Consider the following 20,881-nt stretch of genomic DNA (forward strand, 5'->3'; position numbering starts at 1 on the left):
CCGGTCCTCCCAAGGATCGGGCATTTTTCTTTGGGCGACGCTCAAGATCAGATTGCGGCCGCCTCGTCGGTTTAGCGCCGATCCATGCCTCGCTTGAACTGATCGAAGATCGATTCCATGCCCTTCTGGTAATCGTCACGCTGCTGCGCGCCCGCCTCGAACATCTTGCCGAACAAATCATCGAACGGATTGCGTGGCCTGCCGCTCGGATTGGCCTGTGGCTGCGGCGCTTCGCGCTGCGGCTGTTGCGCGCCGCCGCCGAACATATCCTGCAGCACCTTGCCGAGCGGATTGTCGCCATGGGGATTGGGTGCCTGCTGCGGCTGCTGCGCGCCGCCGAACATGTCCTGCAGCACCTTGCCGAACGGATTGTCCATCGGGCCGGGCTGCGGCCCCTGGCGCTGCTGTGGTGCCGGCGCCTGTGCGCCGCCGCCAGCTTGCCGCATCATCTGCTCGATGATCTCGCCGAGCGGATTGCCGCCGCCGCCGAATCCGCCTGCTGCCTGCATCTGATTTGTGGTCTGCTTGAACAGTCCGCCCATCATCATCGAAGCCACGGCCGGCAGCATCTGCTGCAGGACCTGCTGGCTGACGCCGCTCGCCTGCGCAGCCTGGCTGGCAACGGCGCGGGACAGCTCTTTTGAGCCGAACAGATGGCCAAGAATGCCGTTGCCTTCATCGACGCCCTGCGGCGAGAAGGCCCGGCTTGCGTCCTCGAAATATTTGGCGTGCTGGCCGCTGGCCATTGCCGTCATGAACGCGCCGAGCCCGTAAGGATCGGAGGTGCTGCGCTTCAGCCCCTGTGAAAAGGCCGGCAGCAGCGCCTCGACCGCCGATTGCGCTTGCTGCTGCGAAAGCCCGAACTGTTGGGCCAGGGCCAGCATGCCATTGCCGTTCTGCGCCTGCGCCAGAATGTCGAACAAGGAAGGCATTGGTTTTCTCCTCGGGGAAATTCTCGTAGGAGCGAGCCTATCGCATCGGCCCGAAAATCGGAATCGATTTTCGGAAAAGCACCGATGCGTAGGCTCAAAGAGACCTAGAGCGTCCTTCGCGGGTCCAAACGGACGCGCGGCGCCCTTATTCGCTTCCATAACGGTTAATACGCATATTCCATGAACACCGGCTCGATCGAGCCGCCCCAGCGGGTATGATAGGCGGAGAGCAGCTCCTCGGCGCTGGTGGTGCCGCGTGCGACGACTTCGTCCAGCGTGCTGAGGAACGACGTTTCGTCGTAGCCGTCGCGGTTCTTGCGGCCGCGGTTCTTCAGCCCCATGCGCGAGATGACGAGCACGTCGCGGGCGATCTCGCGCAGCGTCGTGTTGCGGAACGGCGCCGAAATGCCCTGTTCCGGCACGGCGTTGCGCATCGCCAGCACTTCTTCATAGGTCCAGCTCGAGGTCAGCGCCTCGGCCGCGTCGAGCGCCGCCGCGTCATAGAGCAGCCCGACCCAGAAGGCCGGCAGCGCGCAGATGCGCCGCCACGGTCCGCCATCGGCGCCGCGCATTTCAAGGAAGCGCTTCAATCGCACGTCGGGAAACAGCGTCGACAGATGGTTCGCCCAATCGCCCATCGTCGGCAGCCCGTCGGGGATCTCGTTGAGGGCCGCACCTGCCATGAACTGGCGGAAGGTGACGTGCGTCATGTCGTGGTACTGGCTGTCGCGGATGACGAAGTACATGGGCACGTCGAGCGCCCATTCGACATAGTCGGCGAAGCCGAAATCGGGCGAGAAGCAGAAGTCGAGCAGGCCCGAGCGCTGGTTGTCGGTGTCGCGCCAGATGTCGCCGCGCCAGCTCTGAAATCCGTTGGGCCGGCCCTCGGTGAACGGCGAGTTGGCGAACAGCGCCGTCGACAGCGGCTGCAGCTTCAGCGACACCTGCATCTTGCGGCGCATGTCGGCCTCGCTCTCGAAGTCGAGATTCACCTGGATGGTGCAGGTGCGGTACATCATGTCGAGGCCTTTGGTGCCGACCTTGGGCATGTAGCGCGTCATGATCTCGTAGCGCGATTTCGGCATTTTCGGCGTCTCGGCCAGCGACCATTTCGGGCTGCCGCCGAGGCCGAGGAAACGGATGCCCATCGGCTCGGCGATCTCGCGCACCTGCGCCAGATGCGCATTGCCCTCGCGGCAGGTCTGGTGGATCGTCTCCAGCGGCGCGCCGGACAATTCGAACTGGCCGCCGGGCTCCAGCGAGATCGCGCCCTGGCCGGTCGGCTCGACCAGGCCGATAATGCGTCCGGCATCCATGATCGGATCCCAGCCGAGTTTTTCCTGCATGCCTTCGAGAATGGCGCGGATGCCGTGATCGCCGCCATAGGGCACTGGCGCATTGCCGTCGACATAGAATGGGAATTTCTCGTGTTCGGTGCCGATGCGCCATTTGTCGCGCGGCTTGTTGCCTTCAGCCACATGCTCGACAAGCTCGTCGACGCCTTCGATCGGCCGGAAATCGGTTGTGTCGCGCGCCATGAACAGCCCTCCGACGCATGACCCGAAAATCGGCATCGATTTTCGCTGGGGATCATGCGCCAAACCAAGTGCTACAACGTCCTATGCGCGTCCGAAAGGACACGCGGCGCTGTAGGCGGCCGGACGACCGCCGGCGCTAGATGGACGAAATGTCAGTAGGCGATCAAGCGAAAAATCCTGAGCCACAGGGTAATTGGAATTGATCACCAATCCCCGACCGTCGCCTGTATCACCGCCAGTGCCGCCACCGCAGCCGTGTCGGCGCGCAGGATGCGCGGACCGAGCGGAATGGCCGTGACGAAAGGCAGCGCCCTCAGCATCCTCCGTTCCTCGTCGGAAAACCCGCCCTCGGGCCCGACCAGCAGCCCGAACTTCTTCTCCCGTAGCGCTTGCAGCGCCGGCAGCGGATTGTTGGTGGAGGCATCCTCGTCGCAGAAGATCAACCGCCGCTCCTTGTCCCAGCCGGCCAGCAGGCGTTCGAATTTTTCCGCTTCGCGCACGTCCGGCACCGCCAGGATGCCGCATTGTTCGGCGGCCTCGACGACATTGGCACGCACGCGTTCGATGCCGGGCTTTGCCACTTGCGTGTGCTGGGTGATGACCGGTTGCAGGACGCCGGCGCCCATCTCGACCGCCTTCTGCACCAGATAATCGAGCCGACCCTGCTTTATCGGCGCAAAGCAGTAGACGAGATCTGGCAGCGGCGGCTGCGGCCGCTGCAAGGCCAGCACCTTCAGGCGTACCGCCTTTTTTGATTTGGCGGCGATCGCCGCCGACCATTCGCCGTCGCGGCCGTTGAACAACAGGACTTCGGCACCTTCGCCGAGCCGCAGCACATGCATCAGGTAGTGGCTATGCTGCGGGCTCGCCTCGAACTCGATATCCGGTCCGAGGTCGTCCGGCACGAACAGCCGCTGCATCTTGTAATTGGCGCGCATCGCCGAGGAATGGGCGAGCCAAACCTTGACGTCAAGCCTCAGCGCTCGCGTGCCAGACCGGTTCGTAGCCTTGCCTCAGCACGGAAACGGTGGTTGTCGGCGTGAGCAGGCGGATTGGGCGGTCGGCGAAGCCGCCGAACGCTACCGGTTCGCCCCCCACGCGATCACCATAGCCTGCGAACGACCAGCGCAGTGCCTTGCCGCCGCGCATCGCGTAGGCGTTGCCGCCGTCCGCAACCATGGCGCCGTCCGGCAACCCGGCAAGCTCTTCTGCAGATACGACCGGTGCCGGCCCACCCGACGCCAGCCGCTCCTTATGCAGGCGCTTGTCGACTTGCGGCGCACGCGGCTCGGCAATGCCGAAGGCCATGCCGAAGCGCTGGACGAAATCGCTGGCCCGGTCGCGCCGGCAGAAGAAGCAAGGCCGATGCCCGGCCGAGAGCGCGGTCACCTCGTCCAGGAAAAACAGCTCGGTCCAGCCGGCCTTGCCACCATTCCTGTTGCGGCCCATCGGCTCGCGCCGTACATCGCGGAATTCGCAGACGCAGATGATCCAGGCCTGCAGCGCCCAGCGCTTTTTCAGCAGCGTCTTCGTTTCGGGGTCATGGATGATGCCGCGATTGCCCATGAACAGGCCGCGCTCCGGCACGGCGTGGATGACGCCGAACGGGTCGACCCGATTCTGCAGTGGCATAGCTTTCTCCCCGAATACGCATCTTGGCCGGAATGACGGCAGCATGATATCGCTCGTCGCATCATTTTCATGTCAGCAGGTTTGTCGATGCGGGTGCTGGTGGTCCAGAATTTCGACAGTGAGGGCCTTGGCCAGATCGGCGCAGCTCTTGTCGAGGCGGGCGCCGATATCGACCTGCGCCGGCCCTATTGTGGCGAGGCGCTGCCGCACGACAGCACTGGGCACGACGCCATGGTCGTGCTCGGCGGCGCCCAGAATGCGCTGGACGACGAGATTTGCCCGTATTTTCCTGAACTGCTCGACCTGACGCGCGATTTTGCCGGCAAGGATCGCGCCGTGCTCGGTATCTGCCTTGGCAGCCAGCTGGTGGCTCGCGCCTTCGGCGGCGAGAACCGGATCGGCGGCGCCTCGGAATTCGGCTGGCACAAGGTCTCGCTCACTGAGGCGGCGAAGGCCGATCCGGTGCTCGCCGCGCTGCCCGAAAATTTCCCCATCTTCGAGTGGCACGACGACACCTTTGTGCTGCCAGAAGATGCCGTGCGGCTCGCCGGCAACGAAATCGCCGAGAACCAGGCGTTTCGCATCGGCCGCGCCGTCTACGGCTTTCAGTTCCATTTCGAGGCGGACCGGCCGATGGTCCGCGACTGGAGCACATCCTTCGCATCGCTCATTGCCGAACGGCATCCAGACTGGAGCGACCGGCTCGACGACGAAATGGCCCGCAACGGAGCGGATGCCGATGCCGCCGGGCTGGCCATCGCCCGCGCCTGGGTGGCGACGATCTGACGGCTGTCGGTGCCGACGTTGCATATTTGGCACGCCGGCAAAAATCCGCTGTGGACAGCTTGTTTCCTCCTTGGCTTGTGGCCGCCCGCCACCTTAGAAGGCACGCGCTCTGCATCTTCCGTGCAACGCGATGAACCTTTTGTGTCACTCGCGCGACACACCGCCGATACAGAAGCTGCCTAGAAGCGCGAAATCGTCGAAACCTTGAGACGCATTTTCCGTTTCAACCCATTCGTAACCCGCCTCGTGCACAGATGCAGAAAGCTCAACAAGAGATGACGTCCGTGAAAGCAGCGCTTCTGTCCTTTGTCATGTTGTCGGCCATAGTGTTGTGCGGCTTCGGCACCTACGCCGGCGACGCAGCCAACAACCACAACGCCGTCGACGGCTACGGCGTCACCGCCGCGCTTCGCTAAAACAAAGCCTTGAAGCGCCACGCGCTTTAAGCCTTCTCGCCTGACACCACCAGGATACGCTTGTCGGCGCCGTCGACAACGAGCGCGCTGAGGTTCCCTGTCTGGTAGGCGAGCGTGTCGATATTGACGCGGTTGACCATCACTTCTGCCTCGGGCACCGGCGTGTGGCCATGCACCACGATCTTCGGATGCAGGCCGGAATGGTTGTGGAAGACATCGCGGATCCAGATCAGGTCCTGCGTGCTCTGACTTTCCAGCGCAATGCCTGGCCGGATGCCGGCATGGCAGAAGAAGAAGTCGCCGAACGTCAGTGAAAACGGCAGCGACTGCAGGAAGTCGACATGGCTTTTCGGCACGGCCTCGACCAGCGCGGCATGGCCTTGCCGCAGTGCCGCCTCGGACCTGCCAAACCACGCGCCGCCGCCTTCATTGATCGCCACGCCATAGGATTGCGCGGTCTGGATGCCGCCATAGCGTATGAAAAGCCCGTCCGGATCAGGGCTATCGAGAAAGTCGAGAAAGCCGATATCGTGGTTGCCGGCGAGCATCAGGTGGCGCGGGTCGCGTTTTCGCACTTCGATCAGGAAATCGATGACGCCCTTGGAGTCCGGGCCGCGGTCGACATAGTCGCCGAGATGGATGACACGCCAGTCGGCCGGCCGCGCCTGGCGGATCTCGACCGCAATCCGTCGGTACATGGCGGCGAGCAGGTCGAGCCGGCCATGCACGTCGCCGACCGCATAGATGCGCATGCCTTCCGGTCCGCGCGCGTCGAGAAAGTGGATGCCGGGGGTGGTCAATGCGTCCATCTCCGTGATCATGCCGTCACGGGCGTCTAACGCCGAAGCTGATCCTTGCCCATGTCGGTTACCAGACGCTTTCCGCACAGTGCCAGCGTTATGTCCATCTCCTTGCGGATGATTTCCAAGGCTTTTGTGACCCCTTCCTTGCCTAGCGCGCCGAGGCCGTAAAGGAAAGGCCGGCCGATATAGGTGCCCTTGGCGCCGAGGCACAGCGCCTTCAGAACGTCCTGGCCCGAGCGGATGCCGCCATCCATATGCACCTCGATCGTGTCGCCGACCGCGTCGGCGATCTCTTCCAGCACCTCGATCGACGACGGCGCACCGTCGAGCTGGCGTCCGCCATGATTGGAGACGATGATCGCGTCGGCGCCGGTCTTGGCTGCCATCAGCGCGTCTTCCTTGTCGAGGATGCCCTTCAGGATCAGCTTGCCGCCCCAGCGCTCCTTGATCCAGGCAACGTCCTTCCACGACAGATGCGGATCGAATTGCTCCGTCGTCCATGACGACAGCGAGGTGAGGTCGCCGACGCCCTTGGCGTGGCCGACGATGTTGCGGAAGGTCCGGCGCTTGGTCCCCACCATGCCGATGCACCAGCCCGGCCTGGTCGCCATCTGCCAGATGTGTTTCGGCGTGAAGCGCGGCGGCGCCGAAAGCCCGTTGCGGATATCCTTATGGCGCTGGCCGAGGATCTGCAGGTCGAGCGTCAGCACCAGCGCCGAGCACTTCGCCGCCTTCGCCCTGTCGATGAGACTGAGGACGAAATCCTTGTCGCGCAGCACATAGAGCTGGAACCAGAACGGCTTCTTGGTCACTGATGCAACATCCTCGATCGAGCAGATGCTCATCGTCGACAGCGTGAACGGCACGCCGAATTCCTCCGCCGCCTGCGCCGCCAGCATCTCGCCGTCGGGGTGCTGCATGCCGGTCATGCCGGTCGGCGCCAGCGCCACCGGCATCGCCACCTTCTCGCCGATCATGGTCGATTCCAGCGAGCGGTTGCTCATGTCGACCATCACGCGCTGGCGGAACTTGATCTTTTGGAAATCCTCCTCGTTGGCCCGGTAGGTGCTTTCGGTCCATCCACCGGAATCGGCATAGTCGAAGAACATCTTCGGCACGCGGCGGCGCGCCAGGTCCTTGAGATCGGCGATGGTAAGGATCATGCTCATGGGCTTCCCGCTGATTGTTCGTTAATTCGTCGTAATTCTTAGCCGGCTCTCACGAGCGTTTTCTTGCCGGCTCGCTGTCGGCGGCTTCGGAGCGCTGCATCAGCCTCAGCCGCGACACACGTTGCCAGTCGCCGCTGCGCTCGGCCTCGGCCATGGTGCGTTCGACATGGGTGATGTGGTCCATCGCCGCTTGCCGCGCGGCCGCCGGATCGCCGGCCTTCACCGCCGCGTAGATCGCCCGGTGCTGCGAGAGCAGCGCTTCGCGCGCGCCCGGCACGTTGAACACCAGGAGCCGGTTCTGGAAGACGCCCTCCGACAGCAGCCGGTAGCACGAGCGCAGCGTGTGCAACAGGATGATGTTGTGCGCGCATTCGCAGATCGCGTGGTGGAACTCGACGTCGACTTCCGCCTCGTCGTCGAAATTGCCGGTCCGGTGCGCCTCGTCCATGCGCGCCATGATGCGGTCGAGCAGCGCCAGGTCGTCTGATGTGACGCGCCGCGCCGCATACTCGGCCGCCACCGCCTCGATCTCGCGGCGGTATTCCAGATAGTCGGTCGCCGCCTTGCGGTGCATGGATATCAGGTCCGTCACCGGCTTGGTGAACAATTGGCCGATGACGTCGGCGACATGGGTGCCGCCGCCTGGCCGCGTGGTCAAAAGCCCGCGCCCCTCCAGCGCCTTCAGCGCATCGCGCAGGATCGGCCGCGACACCTCGAACCGGCGCGCCAGCTCGCGTTCTCCCGGCAGCCTGTCGCCGGTGCGCAGAACGCCTTCGAGGATCAGACTCTCGATCTGCTGCACCACCTCGTCGGCGGTGCGGGAATGCTCGATCCTGGAGAAAATGTCGCTCAACGAGGATGCCTGGGGATTGAACCGGTGACGCGCAAGATAAAGCCAGCGTCAGCAACTGGTCAAATTATTTATCCAATTCGCCCGCTTGGCCGGGTCCAGCCCCGTCGAGGCATATCGCTTTCGGCTAACTTGTCGTTTGCGTCCCCCGGCAATTGGCTCTAGAGGGACGCGAGTGCACCGAGCCCGGGGGACCAGCCGTGGCAGATGACCCGTCCAATCTCGAATTTCAGCCGCGCGTCGAGGGCAGCGTCATGGGCTTTCCCGCGCATGAGGGACGGCCTGGCGCGCTCGGCGAGGTTCACGCCCGTCCGCATCCGCTGGTCGAGAAACCGCGCGTGCTGGTGCAGCTTTCGTTCATGACCGAAGCTGGGTCCGGCGTCGACCAAGCCGTGCTTTCCGAATTGTCGCGGCGCCTCGGCATCGCCGTGCCTGACCCTCATGCCCGCCACCACGCGATGAAGTGGGGCAAGGGCTCGCTGCGCTGGGAACGGCACACGGAATTCTCCACCTATCTGTGGGAAGGACCGCTCTCGGAGAGCGGCCAGCGCCAGGAAGGTTCGCCTTTCGGCAACGGGTTTTCGCCGCCGGGAACGGTGATTTCCGGCATCAGACTCGAAATCCGCAAATGGACGCAGGCGAGCGAAAGGCTGATCGCCGGCTTCGACCCGACCAGCCTGTGCTATTCGCTGGTCGAGCGCGGCAACGCCGCCATCGTCACCGATTTCCGCCAGGACGGTGACGGCATGACCCGCGTGCTGGTGCTCGACCGCGGCCTGACGCCGGCACGCACCGGCGCGCTGGCGCAACGGCTGATCGATATCGAAACCTACCGCACGCTGGCCATGCTTGGCCTGCCGCTGGCGCTGATGCTGTCCGGTCGCGCGCGCCGCATTGAGGACAGGCTGGCACAGACCACACTGGAAATGAAAGTCGCCGAAACCCGCGACAACCAGACGCTGCTTGCCGACCTGACCGAGCTTGCCGCCGAACTGGAGGCCGATGCAGCCTCCAGCCTCTATCGCTTCGGCGCCAGCCGCGCCTATGACGGCATCGTCCGCGAACGGCTGGAGGCGCTGGAAGAAGAGGCGGTGCCCGGTTACGACACCTGGGGCGGATTCCTGCAGCGCCGCGTCGCCCCAGCCATGCGCACCTGCCGTTCGGTCGAGGAGCGTCAGGCCAATCTGTCGACGAAGCTCACCCGCGCCACCACGCTGCTGCGCACCTGGGTCGACGTCGAGGTCGAGAAGCAGAACCGCGATCTGCTGGCGTCGATGAACAATCGCGCCCGCCTGCAATTGCGGCTGCAGCAGACGGTGGAAGGGCTCTCGGTCGCCGCCGTCTCCTATTATGTCGTCGGCCTGATCGGCTACGTCGCCAAGGGTGCCTCGATCTTCGGCCATGCCTTCGCGCCCGAGGTCGTCACCGCCGCCTCGGTGCCGCTCGCCATCCTGCTGGTCTGGTGGGGCGTGCGCCGTGTGCGCCGCCTGCACTCCGAACCCGCCAAGCAGGCAGCGGAGTAAAAGCCTTACCCTCCCCCTTGTGGGGAGGGTCGGCGAGCAAGCTGAGCGAAGCGAAGTTTGCGAAACGGGGTGGGGATGCTCATAAAGCGCGTCCCTCTCGCCGACCCCCACCCGCTCACTTCGTTCGCGACCCTCCCCACAAGGGGGTGTTTGGACCGGGACATCGCGCTCGTGTCCTCGAATGGCATCTCGAACCTCCCGGCGCAAAGCGCGCCAAACTGTTCGCGATGTCCTCGCACACCTGTTCGCGATGTCCCGGTCCAAACAAGGGAGAGGGTAAAACTGCAGCGGCAGATTGTCGCCGCGGAAGGCGGTGCAGGTGTCGGCTCCGATTTCGGCCAAAGCAGGATTTGCAACAGGCGCCTGCCGCTGGTAAAAGATTTTTACCAGTCGATCGAAGGAGACTGTTGATGTCCGGCCTGCTGATGCCGAAGCCAGACGACGCCACGATGCGCCGGCGCGACGAGATCGTCGCCGATATGCGCATTATCGTGCCCGGCGAGGGCGTCGTCGAAGCGACCAATTCGATGCGCGCCTTCGAGAGCGACGGCCTCACCGCCTATCGGCAATTGCCGCTGGTCGTGGTGCTGCCCGAAACGGTGGCGCAGGTCTCGCGCGTGCTGAAATATTGCAACGACCGCAACATCCGCGTTGTGCCGCGCGGTTCCGGCACCTCTCTGTCCGGCGGCGCGCTGCCGCTGGAAGACGCCGTGCTGCTGGTGATGAGCAGGTTCAACCGCATTCTCGAGATCGATTTTCCCAACCGCATCGTCGTCGCCCAGCCGGGCGTCACCAATCTCGGCATCACCACCGCCGTCGAGCAGGAGGGCTTTTATTACGCCCCCGATCCATCCTCCCAGATCGCCTGCTCGATCGGCGGCAATGTCGCGGAGAATTCCGGCGGCGTGCATTGCCTGAAATACGGCCTCACCGCCAATAATGTGCTCGGCATCGAGATGGTGCTGATGAACGGCGAGGTGGTGCGGCTCGGCGGCAAGCATCTCGATGCGGAAGGCTACGACCTGCTCGGGGTGATGACCGGTTCCGAAGGGCTGCTCGGCGTCGTCACCGAGGTCACCGTGCGCATACTGAAGAAGCCGGAGACGGCGCGCGCGCTGCTGATCGGCTTCCCGACCAGCGAGCAGGGCGGCCAATGCGTCGCCGACATCATCGGCGCCGGCATCATCCCGGGCGGCATGGAGATGATGGACCGCCCGGCGATCCACGCGGCCGAGGATTTCGTCCATGTCGGCTATCCCATGGATGTCGAGGCGCTGCTGATCGTCGAACTCGACGGGCCGGGCGTCGAGGTCGATCATTTGATCGGCCTGGTTGAGGCGATCGCCTATAGGAACGGCTCGACCACATGCCGCATCTCGCAATCGGAGCAGGAGCGGCTGAGCTTCTGGGCCGGCCGCAAGGCTGCCTTTCCGGCGGTCGGCCGCATTTCGCCAGACTATTACTGCATGGACGGCACCATCCCGCGCAAGGAACTGCCGCGGGTGCTGCACGGCATGCGCGAACTCTCCGAAAAATACGGGCTCGGCGTCGCCAATGTTTTCCATGCCGGCGACGGCAATCTGCATCCGCTCATCCTCTATGACGCCAATGTGCCGGGCGAGCTCGACAAGGCGGAAAGTTTCGGCGCCGACATTTTGCGGCTCTGCGTCAAGGTCGGCGGCGTGCTGACCGGCGAGCACGGCGTGGGGGTGGAGAAGCGTGACCTGATGCCGGAAATGTTCAACCAGATCGACCTCGACCAGCAGATGCGGGTCAAATGCGCTTTCGACCCCAACCATCTGCTCAATCCGGGCAAGGTGTTTCCGCAGCTGCGGCGCTGCGCCGAGCTCGGACGCATGCACGTGCATCGCGGCCAGACGGCGTTTCCGGACATTCCGAGGTTTTGAGTGGGTACGTTGGCGCTTGAACACCCCCCTCTGTCCTGCCGGACATCTCCCCCTCAAGGGGGGAGATTGGCAGCTCGCGCGCCTCACCCTTCTTTCAACGTTGAAGATTGGCGAAGCCAGTCGCGACATCTGATCTCCCCCCTTGAGGGGGAGATGCCAAGTTTTGGCAAAGAGGGCAGGACAGAGGGGGGCGCGAAGGAACGCGGCGTTCCCGAATTTGCAAATGGCGCGTCGGTCCCATGACCACCTTCACCCCGTCCAGCGCCGCCGAAACCCTCGCCACCGTCGCCTGGGCTGCCGCGGAAGAATCGCCGCTCGAAATCATCGGCCATGGCTCCAAGCGCGGCATCGGCCGTCCGCTGCAGACCGAACACACGCTCGATCTGTCGAAACTTTCCGGTGTCATGCTCTACCAGCCGGCCGAACTGGTGCTGTCGGCCAAGGCCGGCACGCCGCTGGCCGAGATCGAAAGACTGCTCGCCGAAAACGGCCAGCAGCTGGCCTTCGAGCCGCTGGACTATGGCCCGCTGCTCGGCGGCGAAAAGGGAAAAGGCACGATCGGCGGCGTGCTGGCTGCGAACCTTTGCGGCCCGCGCCGGCTGAAGGCGGGGTCGGCGCGCGACCATATTCTTGGCATAGCAGCGGTTTCGGGTCGGGGCGAGGCGTTCAAGTCGGGCGGTCGCGTGGTCAAGAACGTCACCGGCTACGACCTCTCCAAGTTCATGGCCAACAGCTGGGGCACGCTTGCCGTCCTCACCGACGTCACCTTCAAGGTGCTGCCATCAGCCGAGACCGAAGTCACGCTCGCTTTGCGCGGCCTGCTTGACGATCATGCCGCTGCCGCCATGGCGCTGGCGCTCGGCTCCAGCGCCGAAGTGTCGAGCGCTGCCCATCTTCCCGAACGCGTTGCCGCACGGGTCGCCGGCGGCAGTCTCGGCAGCGCCGCGGCGACATTGCTGCGCGTCGAGGGCTTCGGTCCGTCTGTTGCCTACCGCATCGCCGCGCTGAAAGACCTGCTCGGAAAAGCCGGGCCGTTCAAGGAAATTTCGGGCGAGATCTCGCGCTCCGTCTGGCTCGATATCCGCGATTGTGCGCCGTTTGCCGACGGCAGCGAAAAGCCGGTGTGGCGCGTGTCGATGGCGCCGGCGCAAGGCCACCAGATGGTGCTGGCGCTGCGCATGCAGGCGGCCGTCGATGCCTTTTATGACTGGCAGGGCGGACTGATCTGGCTGCGCATGGAGCATGGCGATCCCGAAGCCGATCTTCTGCGCGGACTGCTGAGGCAGTATGGCGGCGGCCATGCGACGCTGGTGCGCGCCGCCCCTTCGCATCGCGCCGCTGTGCCGGTGTTCGAGCCGCAGGCGCCGCAACTGGCAGCGTTGTCGGCCAGGCTCAAAGCCGAATTCGATCCCAAGAATATCCTCAATCCCGGCCGTATGGCGGCGGCGGCAAGCTCTGCTACTCTTGGCCCGGCAACCGAGGGAGCAGCATCATGAGCGACATCAATCCAGGCCCGGCTGATTCAGGCCCGGCTGATTCAAAAAAGCCCGCACCGCGCCAGACCGACCGCTGGCTGGAGCCGGGTTCGACCAACGCACTGGTCATCTACATCCTTTATCTCGCCAGCCTCGTCATCGGCGTCACCGGTATTGTCGGCATCGTCCTGACCTATATCAACCGCGGCAAGGCTGGCGGCTTCGTCGAGAGCCACTACACATTCCTGATCCGCACTTTCTGGATCGGCCTGCTTTATGCGCTGATTTCGGTTGTGCTGATGATGGTGGCGATAGGCGTCGTGCTGATTTTCGCCGTCGTCGTCTGGTTCATCGCCCGCTGCATTCTCGGCCTGCAGGCGCTGCAGCGTGGCGAGGCGGTCAAAGACCCGGAAAGTTGGTTCCTCGGATTGTAGAGCATGATCCCGAAAAGTGGGAACCGGTTTTCGGAAAAGATCATGCTCAAACGGTAAGGACTTTTTGCGTGCAGACCAATTTCTCAGCTGCCCAGCTTGCCGATCCGCATGTCGCGGAATCGGAAAAGATCCTGCGCAAATGCGTGCATTGCGGCTTCTGCACGGCCACCTGTCCGACCTATGTGACGCTTGGCAACGAGCTGGATTCGCCGCGCGGGCGGATCTACCTGATCAAGGATATGCTGGAGAACGGCCGCCCCGCCGATAAGGAGATCGTCACCCATATCGACCGCTGCCTGTCCTGCCTCGCCTGCATGACAACCTGCCCGTCAGGCGTCAACTACATGCATCTGGTCGACCATGCCCGCGCCCATATCGAGGAGACGTACAAGCGCCCGCTGCCCGATCGGCTGACGCGCGCCATGCTGGCCTTGGTCCTGCCTTATCCCTCGCGCTTTCGCGCTGCGCTCAAGCTGGCGAGGCTCGCGCAGCCATTCGCCGGTCTGTTCGAAAAGATCCAGGCGCTGATGCCGCTGGGCGCGATGCTCAAGCTCGCCCCGGCGTCGATTCCCGCGGCCTCGCCAATGGCTTCGCCGGGCATCCATGCCGGGCAGGGCGCAACAAAAAACGGCCGCGTCGCCATTCTCACCGGCTGCGCACAATCCGTGCTGGATCCCGCCATCAACGACACGACGATCGCGCTGCTGACGCGGCTCGGCGTCGATGTCGTGGTTCCTGAGGGCGAGGGCTGCTGCGGCGCGCTGGTCCATCACATGGGGCGCGAGGAGGCAGCCCTTGCCTCGGCCAGGCGCAATGTCGACGCCTGGACACGCGCGATCGACCAGGGCGGGCTGGATGCCATCGTCATCACCGCGTCCGGCTGCGGCACCACGATCAAGGACTACGGCTTCATGCTGCGCCTCGATCCGGCCTATGCCGAAAAGGCGGCGCGGGTGTCGGCGCTGGCCAAGGACATCACCGAATATCTCGTGAGCCTCGACCTGCCCGAGCCGGTGCGCAAGCCCGGCACGATCGTCGCCTATCACTCCGCCTGCTCGATGCAGCACGGCCAAAAAATCACCCGCCAGCCGAAGGAGCTTCTGGCCAAAGCCGGCTTCATCGTGCGCGAACCGCGCGAGGGGCATTTGTGCTGCGGCTCGGCCGGCACCTACAACATCCTGCAATCCGAGATTTCGGCTCAGCTGCGTGACCGCAAGGTCAGGAATATCGAGGCGACGGGTGCAGAAATCGTCGCCACCGGCAACATCGGCTGCATCACCCAGATCGCCTCGGCTGCGAAGCTGCCGGTGGTGCACACGATAAAACTGCTCGACTGGGCCTATGGTGGCGAACCACCAAGAATGAGTTGACTGCGGCCCACCTACTAATGAGAATGCAGAAGTGCTCGATTCAGAGTCCGAAGAGATTGAAACCATCGTTCGGTTGCTATCGGACGGGTCGCGCACGACGATCCAGGCCCGCTATAGCGAATGCCAGACAATCATCGCTCTGCATCTCAAGGACGGGTCCGAATTCCTATTTGAGCTGATAAAGGCAGCAGTCGAAGCCGACGTTCACCAGACCAATCTGATTGACGACGTGATTTCGTTTCTCGACGACACGCATTTGGCCCGCCTGGCATTTTTTCTGCAAGGAAAAGTGAAACGCGAAATAGACGTCGAGGATCTGGTTGCTCACGTCGCCTTGCAGGCGCCGGAATTGTTGCCAGCCAGCACCTTGGGCGACATTCCCGATTTCGCAGACTGGCTGACGCATGATGATCCTCATTCGCCGCCCGCGTGCCATCACTTCATCTTTGAGGAGGGCGCTCCGAGCGACATGTCGTTTCCGACGCATCGCAACCATCCCACCTGGCACCTGCCGGAGGCAGGACCGTCATTTGCGGTTGGCGGCGAGGGGATGGCCACCTGTCCGGCTTGCGGCAACAGGCTGGTGCATCTCGTCACCTTGAACGATCTTGGAGGGCAAAGAGGCGCATTTCCTCGGCTCCGCCTTGAAACTTGCGAGGGGTCTCTCGAGCCGACCTACTATTCCCATAACGCCGCCGGGGTGCCGACACCGATCGCGCCGTTCCATTCCTCCGATGACTTCGCTTCCGAACGAGCGACCAAGGAGAGCATCGCCCGTCTGGCGCCGACGCCGCAGCGATGGCTCAGGCAGTCGTACGGGATAAGCAATTCAAGGCAAAACCTGTTTCGGCTTGGCGGGCTGCCCTCATGGATTCAGGGGCCCCAGTTTCCAGTCGTTCCCGGAACGGACCGGAAAATGAAATTTCTTCTTCAGTTCGATTCACTCGCCGGCTTGTGCTGGGGCAGCGGTGGGATGCTTTACGTCTTTTGGGATGAGGATAGCCGGATCACATGCCATCTGCCGCAATACACGTGACGCCACCAGCTACTCCGCCGCGAGCCTCTCCGCCGTCCCGTAGGTCGCCTGGTAGCGCGCGCGTTGCCGGCTGAGCGCTACCATCGTGTTGCGCAAAAGGATCGCCACTGTGATGGGGCCGACGCCGCCTGGCACCGGCGTGATCCATGACGCCACCTCCTTGACGCTCTCGGCGTCGACGTCGCCGACGATGCGGCTCTCCCCGTCCGGTCCTGTCTCGGCATTGATGCCGATGTCGATGACGGCTGCACCCGGCTTGACCATGTCGGCCTTGATCAGCCGCGGCCTGCCGACCGCGACGAACAGCGCATCGGCGCGGCGCGCATGAGCAGCCACCGAGCGCGTCATGTGATGGCAGACCGTCACTGTCGCGCCCTCGCTCATCAGCAGGAAGGCGATCGGCTTGCCGACGATCTCGGAGTGGCCGACGATGACGACCTCGAGCCCCTTGAGATCGAGACCGGTTTCCTTGAGCAGTTCGACCGAGGCGGCCGCCGTGCACGGCGCGAGGTCGAGCTGGTTGTAGACGATGTTGCCGATCGAAGCCGGATGCATGCCCTCGACATCCTTGAGCGGATGCACCGCCGCCTGAAGGATCTTGATCGGGATATGCGCCGGCACCGGCCGCTGGATGATGATACCGGTGACGCGCGGATCGGCATTCAGGCCATGGATCGCTGCTTCCAGTTCGCCGGCGGTGATATCGGCGGCAAACCGTCTTTCCTCGAAATCGATGCCGGCCAATGCCGCCTTGGCGCGCTGGTTGCGCACATAGACATCGACCGCAGCCGTGTCGCCGACGGTAATCGATATCAGTTTGGGCGGAAAACCCTCGGCGGTGGCGATCGCCGCATCCTCGCGCACGGAGGCGATGATGCGTTGGGCGACCGGGCCGCCTTTGAGATAGCGGCTGTCATCGGACAGGGACATGGAGATAGGCCTTTGTCTGGAAGCGTTGCAGCCGACATAGCAAAATAACGAGAAGAATGGCAGCGAGAATGCGAACCGCCATACCTCTGGCGCGACGTACCGGCCAAGCCTGATCCCGCCAAGCCTGATCCTATCGTTTCCCAGAAACAAAAAGGGCAGCGCGGCAAACCGCGCTGCCCTTTCGTGACTGACCGCATCCCCACACGGCCCGTCCCCCGTATCCGATGATCCAGAGTCTTCTGGACAGACTCGACGATAAAATCAACTGCAGATTACATCACCACAACCGTCGTGCCAACATCGACCCGCTCATAGAGGTCGACGACGTCCTCGTTGCGCATGCGAATGCAGCCGGACGACACCGCGCCGCCGATCGTCCAGGGTTGGTTGGTGCCGTGGATGCGGTATTCCGTCGAGCCGAGATAAAGCGCGCGCGCGCCGAGCGGGTTTTCCATGCCGCCGGCAAGATAGGTCGGCAGATAGCGGCCCTTGGCGGCCTCGCGGGCGATCATCACCGCTGGCGGGCGCCAGTCCGGCCACACGCGCTTGTTGCTGATCTTGTGAGTGCCGGCCCATTCGAAGCCCGGCTTGCCGGTGCCGACGCCATAGCGCCGCGCCTTGCCGTTGTTCTCGACCAGGTAGAGAAAATTCTCCCTCGTATCGATGACGATCGTGCCCGGCTTCTCCGGACCGTCATAGGCGACTTCCTGCGGCAGGTAGATCGGGTTGATCTGCGGGCGCGCCACCAGGCGCTTCTTGGCCGGCGCCTGCATCGCCGCCGTGTGCAGCTGAGCCGGTTGCGCCTGCCGTTGAGAACGGCGCTGCGGCTTTTGCATCTCTTGCCGGTTCTGGCGGACGATGCCCGGCGCGCGGCCAAGCTGCAGCACCCAGGGCGCCGAAAGGTCGGGGCTCACCATCACCGGCGGCCTGTCAGCATAGCGGTCGTTGGCGCTGGAGGATGTAGCGGCAGTGGCCAGCACGGCTGCGGCGCCGAGCAGCGGGAACAAAAATGTCTTCATCGGAACGCACCTTGATCGTCGAACACGCCGGGCGCAAAAGCGTCCCCGGTTCGCGGACATTGGGCGCGGAGCAGCAACCGAAACATGAATCGGAATGCGTAAAATGCTCCATTGTCAGTAAAGCTTTCGGTGTGGTTACCGGCCGGTTCAGGAATCTGGTAAAGCCGCGGTAAAGGCAGCGCTGAGGCGCATTAACGAATGGAATTCCGCCATGGATGAGAAGACAGGCCTGCTCGCCGGCCCCGATGGTATCGCGCGCTGCTTCTGGCACGGCAATCTGCCGGATTATCTGCACTACCACGATCATGAATGGGGCCGGCCGGTCACCGACGACCGCAGGCTGTTCGAAAAGATCTGTCTCGAAGGCTTTCAATCGGGCCTGTCCTGGCTGACCATATTGCGCAAGCGCGAGAACTTCCGCGAGGCGTTCGCCGGCTTCGATGTCGACAAGATCGCCGCCTTTACCGACGAGGATGTCGAGCGCCTGCTCGGCAATGCCGGCATCATCCGCCACCGCGGCAAGATCGTCTCGACCATCAACAACGCCAAGCGCGCCCGTGAACTGGCCGACGAGGCCGGTTCGCTGGCGGTCTGGTTCTGGAAATTCGAACCCGGCCCGGACGAACGGCCCGAAATCGTCGATCTCGCCCATCTGCGCGCCAACCCGACCACGGCGGTCTCGGTGCGGATTTCGAAGGAATTGAAAAAGCGCGGCTGGAGCTTTGTCGGCCCGACCACCGTCTACGCCTTCATGCAGGCCATGGGGCTGGTCAACGACCATCTGGAGGGCTGCGTCTGCCGCGAGCAGGTCGAGGCGGAGCGCAAGGCGTTCAAGCGGCCGAAGTAGCATCCTTCTTGCCTTCTCCCACACGGGGAGAAGGCAAGGGGCGCTCAAAAACTCAAACGCCGCCGGCGCCGGCCAGAAAGAGCCCGGCGACGATGGCTGCCAACGTGGCGAAGGCCGGATAGATGACCAGCAGGCCAGTTATCAGCGCATCGCGCATGGTCGGTCCCGTACGCTTGTCTGCGGCAACCTCGAATGGTCCCGCCATTTGGGCTGCAGTTCTCGGTGCATGATGATCGGTCGGCCGCAGCCGGGGCAGCTCGCGGGCGCCGCTGTCGATAATGTCGAATTTCCGTGCCGTGGTCATGGCCCGAACCCTTTGTTTCGGCGCGCTTTATCGGCTGCGATTGTGTCGGCACGATGCCGCGCTTATGGCGGAATTGTTTCAGCTTTTTCCTCCTCCCCTTGTGGGAGAAGGTGGATCGGCGCGTAGCGCCGAGACGGTTGAGGGGTGTTGGACGGAGCGCGGTCGATGCCAAGCTGGAGCACCCCTAATCCGTCCGAGCGGAGCCTGTCCTCGGGCTTGCCGGAGGCAAGACCCGTGGGCTCGGCCACCTTCTCCCACACGGGGAGAAGGCAGGGAGCAAACCCTTGCCGCGCCAAGCCCCATCGGTTAGGACACGCCCACTCGAAATAAGTCAGTTTTTACTTAGCAAAAAGACCCATGCCATGGCCGACAAATCGGAAAAGATGAAAGCGCGGCTGCCGCGCGGGCTTGTCGACCGCGGCGCCGACGACATCCGTGCCGTCGAGAAGATGATGGCGACGATTCGCGCGGTCTATGAGCTTTACGGCTTCGAGCCGGTCGACCAGCCGCTGATCGAATACACCGATGCGCTGGGCAAATTCCTGCCCGATCAGGATCGGCCGAACGAGGGCGTATTCTCGTTCCAGGACGACGACGACCAGTGGCTGTCGCTGCGCTACGATTTGACTGCGCCGATGGCCCGTTTTGTCGCTGAAAACTTTGAGCGTCTGCCGAAACCCTATCGCAGCTACCGCTCCGGCTGGGTGTTTCGCAACGAGAAGCCCGGCCCCGGTCGCTTCCGCCAGTTCATGCAGTTCGACGCCGATACTGTGGGCACGCCGGGCGTTGCCGCCGACGCCGAGATGGCTATGATGATGGCCGACGTGATGGAAGCGCTCGGCATCAAGCGCGGCGACTACGTCATCCGGGTCAACAACCGCAAGGTGCTCGACGGCGTGCTCGAGGCGATCGGCCTCGGTGGCGACGAGAACGTCGGCCGCCGGCTGCAGGTGCTGAGGGCTATCGACAAGCTGGATAAGTTTGGTCCGGAAGGCGTCAAGCTTTTGCTGGGCGAAGGTCGTTGGGACGGCGGTAAGGAAGGCGAGGGGGATTTCACCAAGGGTGCTGGACTGGACGAGGTTCAAGCAGAGTTCGTTGTCGCCGTCATTCTTCATAGCCAACACGTTGAGGCTGGGCTCAAAAACCATGTAGGGAAATGGAGCGGGGCACTTGAGGCCAACCCCACGGCCGAAGCGGGATTTGCTGAACTCAAAGAGATTGAGGCGCTTGTCCTAGCTGCCGGCTATGGTCCGGACCGCATTCGCATCGACCCCTCGGTCGTTCGTGGCCTCGAATATTACACCGGTCCGGTCTACGAAGCCGAGCTGCTGGCGGAAATCCCCAACGAAGAGGGAAGAATCGTGCGCTTCGGTTCGGTCGGCGGTGGTGGCCGTTATGACGGCCTTGTCTCGCGCTTCCGCGGCGAGCCGGTGCCGGCGACCGGCTTTTCCATCGGCGTCTCCAGGCTGATGACGGCGCTGAAGAACCTCGGCAAGCTCGATACGTCAGATGTGATCGCACCGGTCGTCGTGCTCACCATGGACAAGGATACGGACAGCCTCGGCCGCTACCAGAAGATGGTGGCCGAACTGCGTGCCGCCGGCATCCGCTCCGAAATGTATCTCGGCGGCGCCGGCATGAAGGCGCAGCTCAAATATGCCGACCGCCGCGGCAGCCCGGTCGCCATCATCCAGGGTGGCGACGAGCGCGCCAAAGGCGAGGTGCAGATCAAGGATCTGATCGAAGGCGCCCGCATGTCGGCTGAAATCGCCGACAACGCCGAATGGCGCGCTGCACGGCCGGCGCAGGTGACGGCGGCGGAAAGCGAGCTGGTCGCCGAGGTGAGGAAGATACTTGCGGCGCAGGCGGAGGAGCGGGCGCGTGGCAAGTAGGACGCCAGTCTTCCCTTC

At 63.6% G+C, this 20,881-nt stretch carries 20 protein-coding genes; 10 read left to right on the forward strand and 10 right to left on the reverse strand.

All coding sequences use genetic code 11. The features are described 5' to 3' along the window. Nucleotides 1-71 precede the first annotated feature (71 nt). The 4 genes from AC0NIE_RS13575 to AC0NIE_RS13590 all read right to left on the reverse strand — a co-directional run bounded on the left by AC0NIE_RS13575 (nt 72) and on the right by AC0NIE_RS13590 (nt 4,102). Nucleotides 72-932, reverse strand: coding sequence for a DUF937 domain-containing protein (locus AC0NIE_RS13575; protein WP_473487149.1), 861 nt, complete (start codon nt 930-932; stop codon nt 72-74). Nucleotides 933-1,096: 164 nt separating this feature from the next. After that, entirely contained in the window at nt 1,097-2,470 is a 1,374-nt protein-coding gene (locus tag AC0NIE_RS13580) for a glutamate--cysteine ligase (protein ID WP_473487148.1), read from the reverse strand. Nucleotides 2,471-2,673: 203 nt separating this feature from the next. Beyond that, on the reverse strand, nt 2,674-3,408 hold the full coding sequence (locus tag AC0NIE_RS13585; protein ID WP_123146723.1) for a 16S rRNA (uracil(1498)-N(3))-methyltransferase: 735 nt from the start codon (nt 3,406-3,408) through the stop codon (nt 2,674-2,676). A 31-nt stretch (nt 3,409-3,439) separates the two neighbouring features. Then, entirely contained in the window at nt 3,440-4,102 is a 663-nt protein-coding gene (locus AC0NIE_RS13590) for a hypothetical protein (RefSeq protein WP_473487147.1), read from the reverse strand. Nucleotides 4,103-4,189: 87 nt separating this feature from the next. On the opposite strand from AC0NIE_RS13590, the gene AC0NIE_RS13595 reads away from it, so the two are divergent. Together AC0NIE_RS13595 and AC0NIE_RS13600 are read left to right on the forward strand one after the other, a co-directional pair. Further along, on the forward strand, nt 4,190-4,888 hold the full coding sequence (locus tag AC0NIE_RS13595) for a type 1 glutamine amidotransferase (RefSeq protein ID WP_473487199.1): 699 nt from the start codon (nt 4,190-4,192) through the stop codon (nt 4,886-4,888). Between the two features lie 284 nt (nt 4,889-5,172). Further along, nucleotides 5,173-5,304 carry a hypothetical protein gene (locus AC0NIE_RS13600; RefSeq protein ID WP_258124092.1) on the forward strand — a complete coding sequence of 44 codons (132 nt, stop codon included), beginning with the start codon at nt 5,173-5,175 and terminating at the stop codon, nt 5,302-5,304. A gap of 26 nt (nt 5,305-5,330) precedes the next feature. On the opposite strand, the gene AC0NIE_RS13605 is transcribed toward AC0NIE_RS13600, so the two are convergent. From AC0NIE_RS13605 to AC0NIE_RS13615, 3 genes are read right to left on the reverse strand one after another with little or no spacing between them, the layout of a single operon-like run. After that, nucleotides 5,331-6,104: a metallophosphoesterase gene (locus tag AC0NIE_RS13605; RefSeq protein ID WP_473487198.1), complete on the reverse strand. Its 774-nt coding sequence runs from the start codon at nt 6,102-6,104 to the stop codon at nt 5,331-5,333. A 35-nt stretch (nt 6,105-6,139) separates the two neighbouring features. Continuing rightward, nucleotides 6,140-7,276: an alpha-hydroxy acid oxidase gene (locus tag AC0NIE_RS13610; RefSeq protein WP_473487146.1), complete on the reverse strand. Its 1,137-nt coding sequence runs from the start codon at nt 7,274-7,276 to the stop codon at nt 6,140-6,142. Nucleotides 7,277-7,325: 49 nt separating this feature from the next. Beyond that, nucleotides 7,326-8,129 carry a FadR/GntR family transcriptional regulator gene (locus AC0NIE_RS13615; protein ID WP_473487145.1) on the reverse strand — a complete coding sequence of 268 codons (804 nt, stop codon included), beginning with the start codon at nt 8,127-8,129 and terminating at the stop codon, nt 7,326-7,328. Nucleotides 8,130-8,326: 197 nt separating this feature from the next. Here AC0NIE_RS13615 and AC0NIE_RS13620 point away from each other — a divergent pair, with 197 nt between their 5' ends. From AC0NIE_RS13620 to AC0NIE_RS13645, 6 genes are all read left to right on the forward strand, one after another. Beyond that, nucleotides 8,327-9,649: a DUF3422 family protein gene (locus AC0NIE_RS13620; RefSeq protein WP_473487144.1), complete on the forward strand. Its 1,323-nt coding sequence runs from the start codon at nt 8,327-8,329 to the stop codon at nt 9,647-9,649. A gap of 410 nt (nt 9,650-10,059) precedes the next feature. Continuing rightward, on the forward strand, nt 10,060-11,556 hold the full coding sequence (locus tag AC0NIE_RS13625) for an FAD-linked oxidase C-terminal domain-containing protein (protein WP_473487143.1): 1,497 nt from the start codon (nt 10,060-10,062) through the stop codon (nt 11,554-11,556). A 239-nt stretch (nt 11,557-11,795) separates the two neighbouring features. After that, nucleotides 11,796-13,052, forward strand: a complete 1,257-nt coding sequence (locus AC0NIE_RS13630) for an FAD-binding protein (protein ID WP_473487142.1) — start codon at nt 11,796-11,798, stop codon at nt 13,050-13,052. Next, entirely contained in the window at nt 13,049-13,465 is a 417-nt protein-coding gene (locus AC0NIE_RS13635; RefSeq protein WP_473487141.1) for a DUF4870 family protein, read from the forward strand. Before AC0NIE_RS13630 ends, AC0NIE_RS13635 begins: the two co-directional genes overlap by 4 nt. 68 nt (nt 13,466-13,533) lie before the next feature. Further along, on the forward strand, nt 13,534-14,835 hold the full coding sequence (glcF, locus tag AC0NIE_RS13640; protein WP_473487140.1) for a glycolate oxidase subunit GlcF: 1,302 nt from the start codon (nt 13,534-13,536) through the stop codon (nt 14,833-14,835). Nucleotides 14,836-15,091: 256 nt separating this feature from the next. Continuing rightward, nucleotides 15,092-15,871, forward strand: a complete 780-nt coding sequence (locus AC0NIE_RS13645) for a hypothetical protein (RefSeq protein WP_473487139.1) — start codon at nt 15,092-15,094, stop codon at nt 15,869-15,871. 9 nt (nt 15,872-15,880) lie between these two features. Here AC0NIE_RS13645 and AC0NIE_RS13650 read toward each other — a convergent pair whose 3' ends face one another. Next, entirely contained in the window at nt 15,881-16,801 is a 921-nt protein-coding gene (locus AC0NIE_RS13650) for a bifunctional 5,10-methylenetetrahydrofolate dehydrogenase/5,10-methenyltetrahydrofolate cyclohydrolase (RefSeq protein WP_473487138.1), read from the reverse strand. 272 nt (nt 16,802-17,073) lie between these two features. Continuing rightward, entirely contained in the window at nt 17,074-17,820 is a 747-nt protein-coding gene (locus AC0NIE_RS13655) for a L,D-transpeptidase (protein ID WP_473487137.1), read from the reverse strand. A gap of 211 nt (nt 17,821-18,031) precedes the next feature. Between AC0NIE_RS13655 and AC0NIE_RS13660 the strand changes: the two genes are divergently transcribed. Then, the gene (locus AC0NIE_RS13660; protein WP_473487136.1) at nt 18,032-18,667 is read left to right on the forward strand and encodes a DNA-3-methyladenine glycosylase I; all 636 of its coding nucleotides are present in this window, start codon (nt 18,032-18,034) and stop codon (nt 18,665-18,667) included. A 52-nt stretch (nt 18,668-18,719) separates the two neighbouring features. On the opposite strand, the gene AC0NIE_RS13665 is transcribed toward AC0NIE_RS13660, so the two are convergent. Further along, nucleotides 18,720-18,971, reverse strand: coding sequence for a hypothetical protein (locus tag AC0NIE_RS13665; protein WP_473487135.1), 252 nt, complete (start codon nt 18,969-18,971; stop codon nt 18,720-18,722). 362 nt (nt 18,972-19,333) lie between these two features. Here AC0NIE_RS13665 and hisS point away from each other — a divergent pair, with 362 nt between their 5' ends. Beyond that, the gene (gene hisS, locus AC0NIE_RS13670) at nt 19,334-20,863 is read left to right on the forward strand and encodes a histidine--tRNA ligase (protein WP_473487134.1); all 1,530 of its coding nucleotides are present in this window, start codon (nt 19,334-19,336) and stop codon (nt 20,861-20,863) included. Nucleotides 20,864-20,881: the final 18 nt, after the last annotated feature.

The organism is Mesorhizobium sp. WSM4842, from assembly GCF_055901575.1.

Bases quoted from the DNA above. Each gene is read 5' to 3' on its own strand.
- AC0NIE_RS13575 (WP_473487149.1), bottom strand. From the start codon at position 932: ATGCCTTCCTTGTTCGACATTCTGGCGCAGGCGCAGAACGGCAATGGC.
- AC0NIE_RS13580 (WP_473487148.1), bottom strand. From the start codon at position 2,470: ATGGCGCGCGACACAACCGATTTCCGGCCGATCGAAGGCGTCGACGAG.
- AC0NIE_RS13585 (WP_123146723.1), bottom strand. From the start codon at position 3,408: ATGCGCGCCAATTACAAGATGCAGCGGCTGTTCGTGCCGGACGACCTC.
- AC0NIE_RS13590 (WP_473487147.1), bottom strand. From the start codon at position 4,102: ATGCCACTGCAGAATCGGGTCGACCCGTTCGGCGTCATCCACGCCGTG.
- AC0NIE_RS13595 (WP_473487199.1), top strand. From the start codon at position 4,190: ATGCGGGTGCTGGTGGTCCAGAATTTCGACAGTGAGGGCCTTGGCCAG.
- AC0NIE_RS13610 (WP_473487146.1), bottom strand. From the start codon at position 7,276: ATGAGCATGATCCTTACCATCGCCGATCTCAAGGACCTGGCGCGCCGC.
- AC0NIE_RS13625 (WP_473487143.1), top strand. From the start codon at position 10,060: ATGTCCGGCCTGCTGATGCCGAAGCCAGACGACGCCACGATGCGCCGG.
- AC0NIE_RS13630 (WP_473487142.1), top strand. From the start codon at position 11,796: ATGACCACCTTCACCCCGTCCAGCGCCGCCGAAACCCTCGCCACCGTC.
- AC0NIE_RS13635 (WP_473487141.1), top strand. From the start codon at position 13,049: ATGAGCGACATCAATCCAGGCCCGGCTGATTCAGGCCCGGCTGATTCA.
- AC0NIE_RS13650 (WP_473487138.1), bottom strand. From the start codon at position 16,801: ATGTCCCTGTCCGATGACAGCCGCTATCTCAAAGGCGGCCCGGTCGCC.
- AC0NIE_RS13655 (WP_473487137.1), bottom strand. From the start codon at position 17,820: ATGAAGACATTTTTGTTCCCGCTGCTCGGCGCCGCAGCCGTGCTGGCC.
- AC0NIE_RS13660 (WP_473487136.1), top strand. From the start codon at position 18,032: ATGGATGAGAAGACAGGCCTGCTCGCCGGCCCCGATGGTATCGCGCGC.
- AC0NIE_RS13665 (WP_473487135.1), bottom strand. From the start codon at position 18,971: ATGACCACGGCACGGAAATTCGACATTATCGACAGCGGCGCCCGCGAG.
- hisS (WP_473487134.1), top strand. From the start codon at position 19,334: ATGGCCGACAAATCGGAAAAGATGAAAGCGCGGCTGCCGCGCGGGCTT.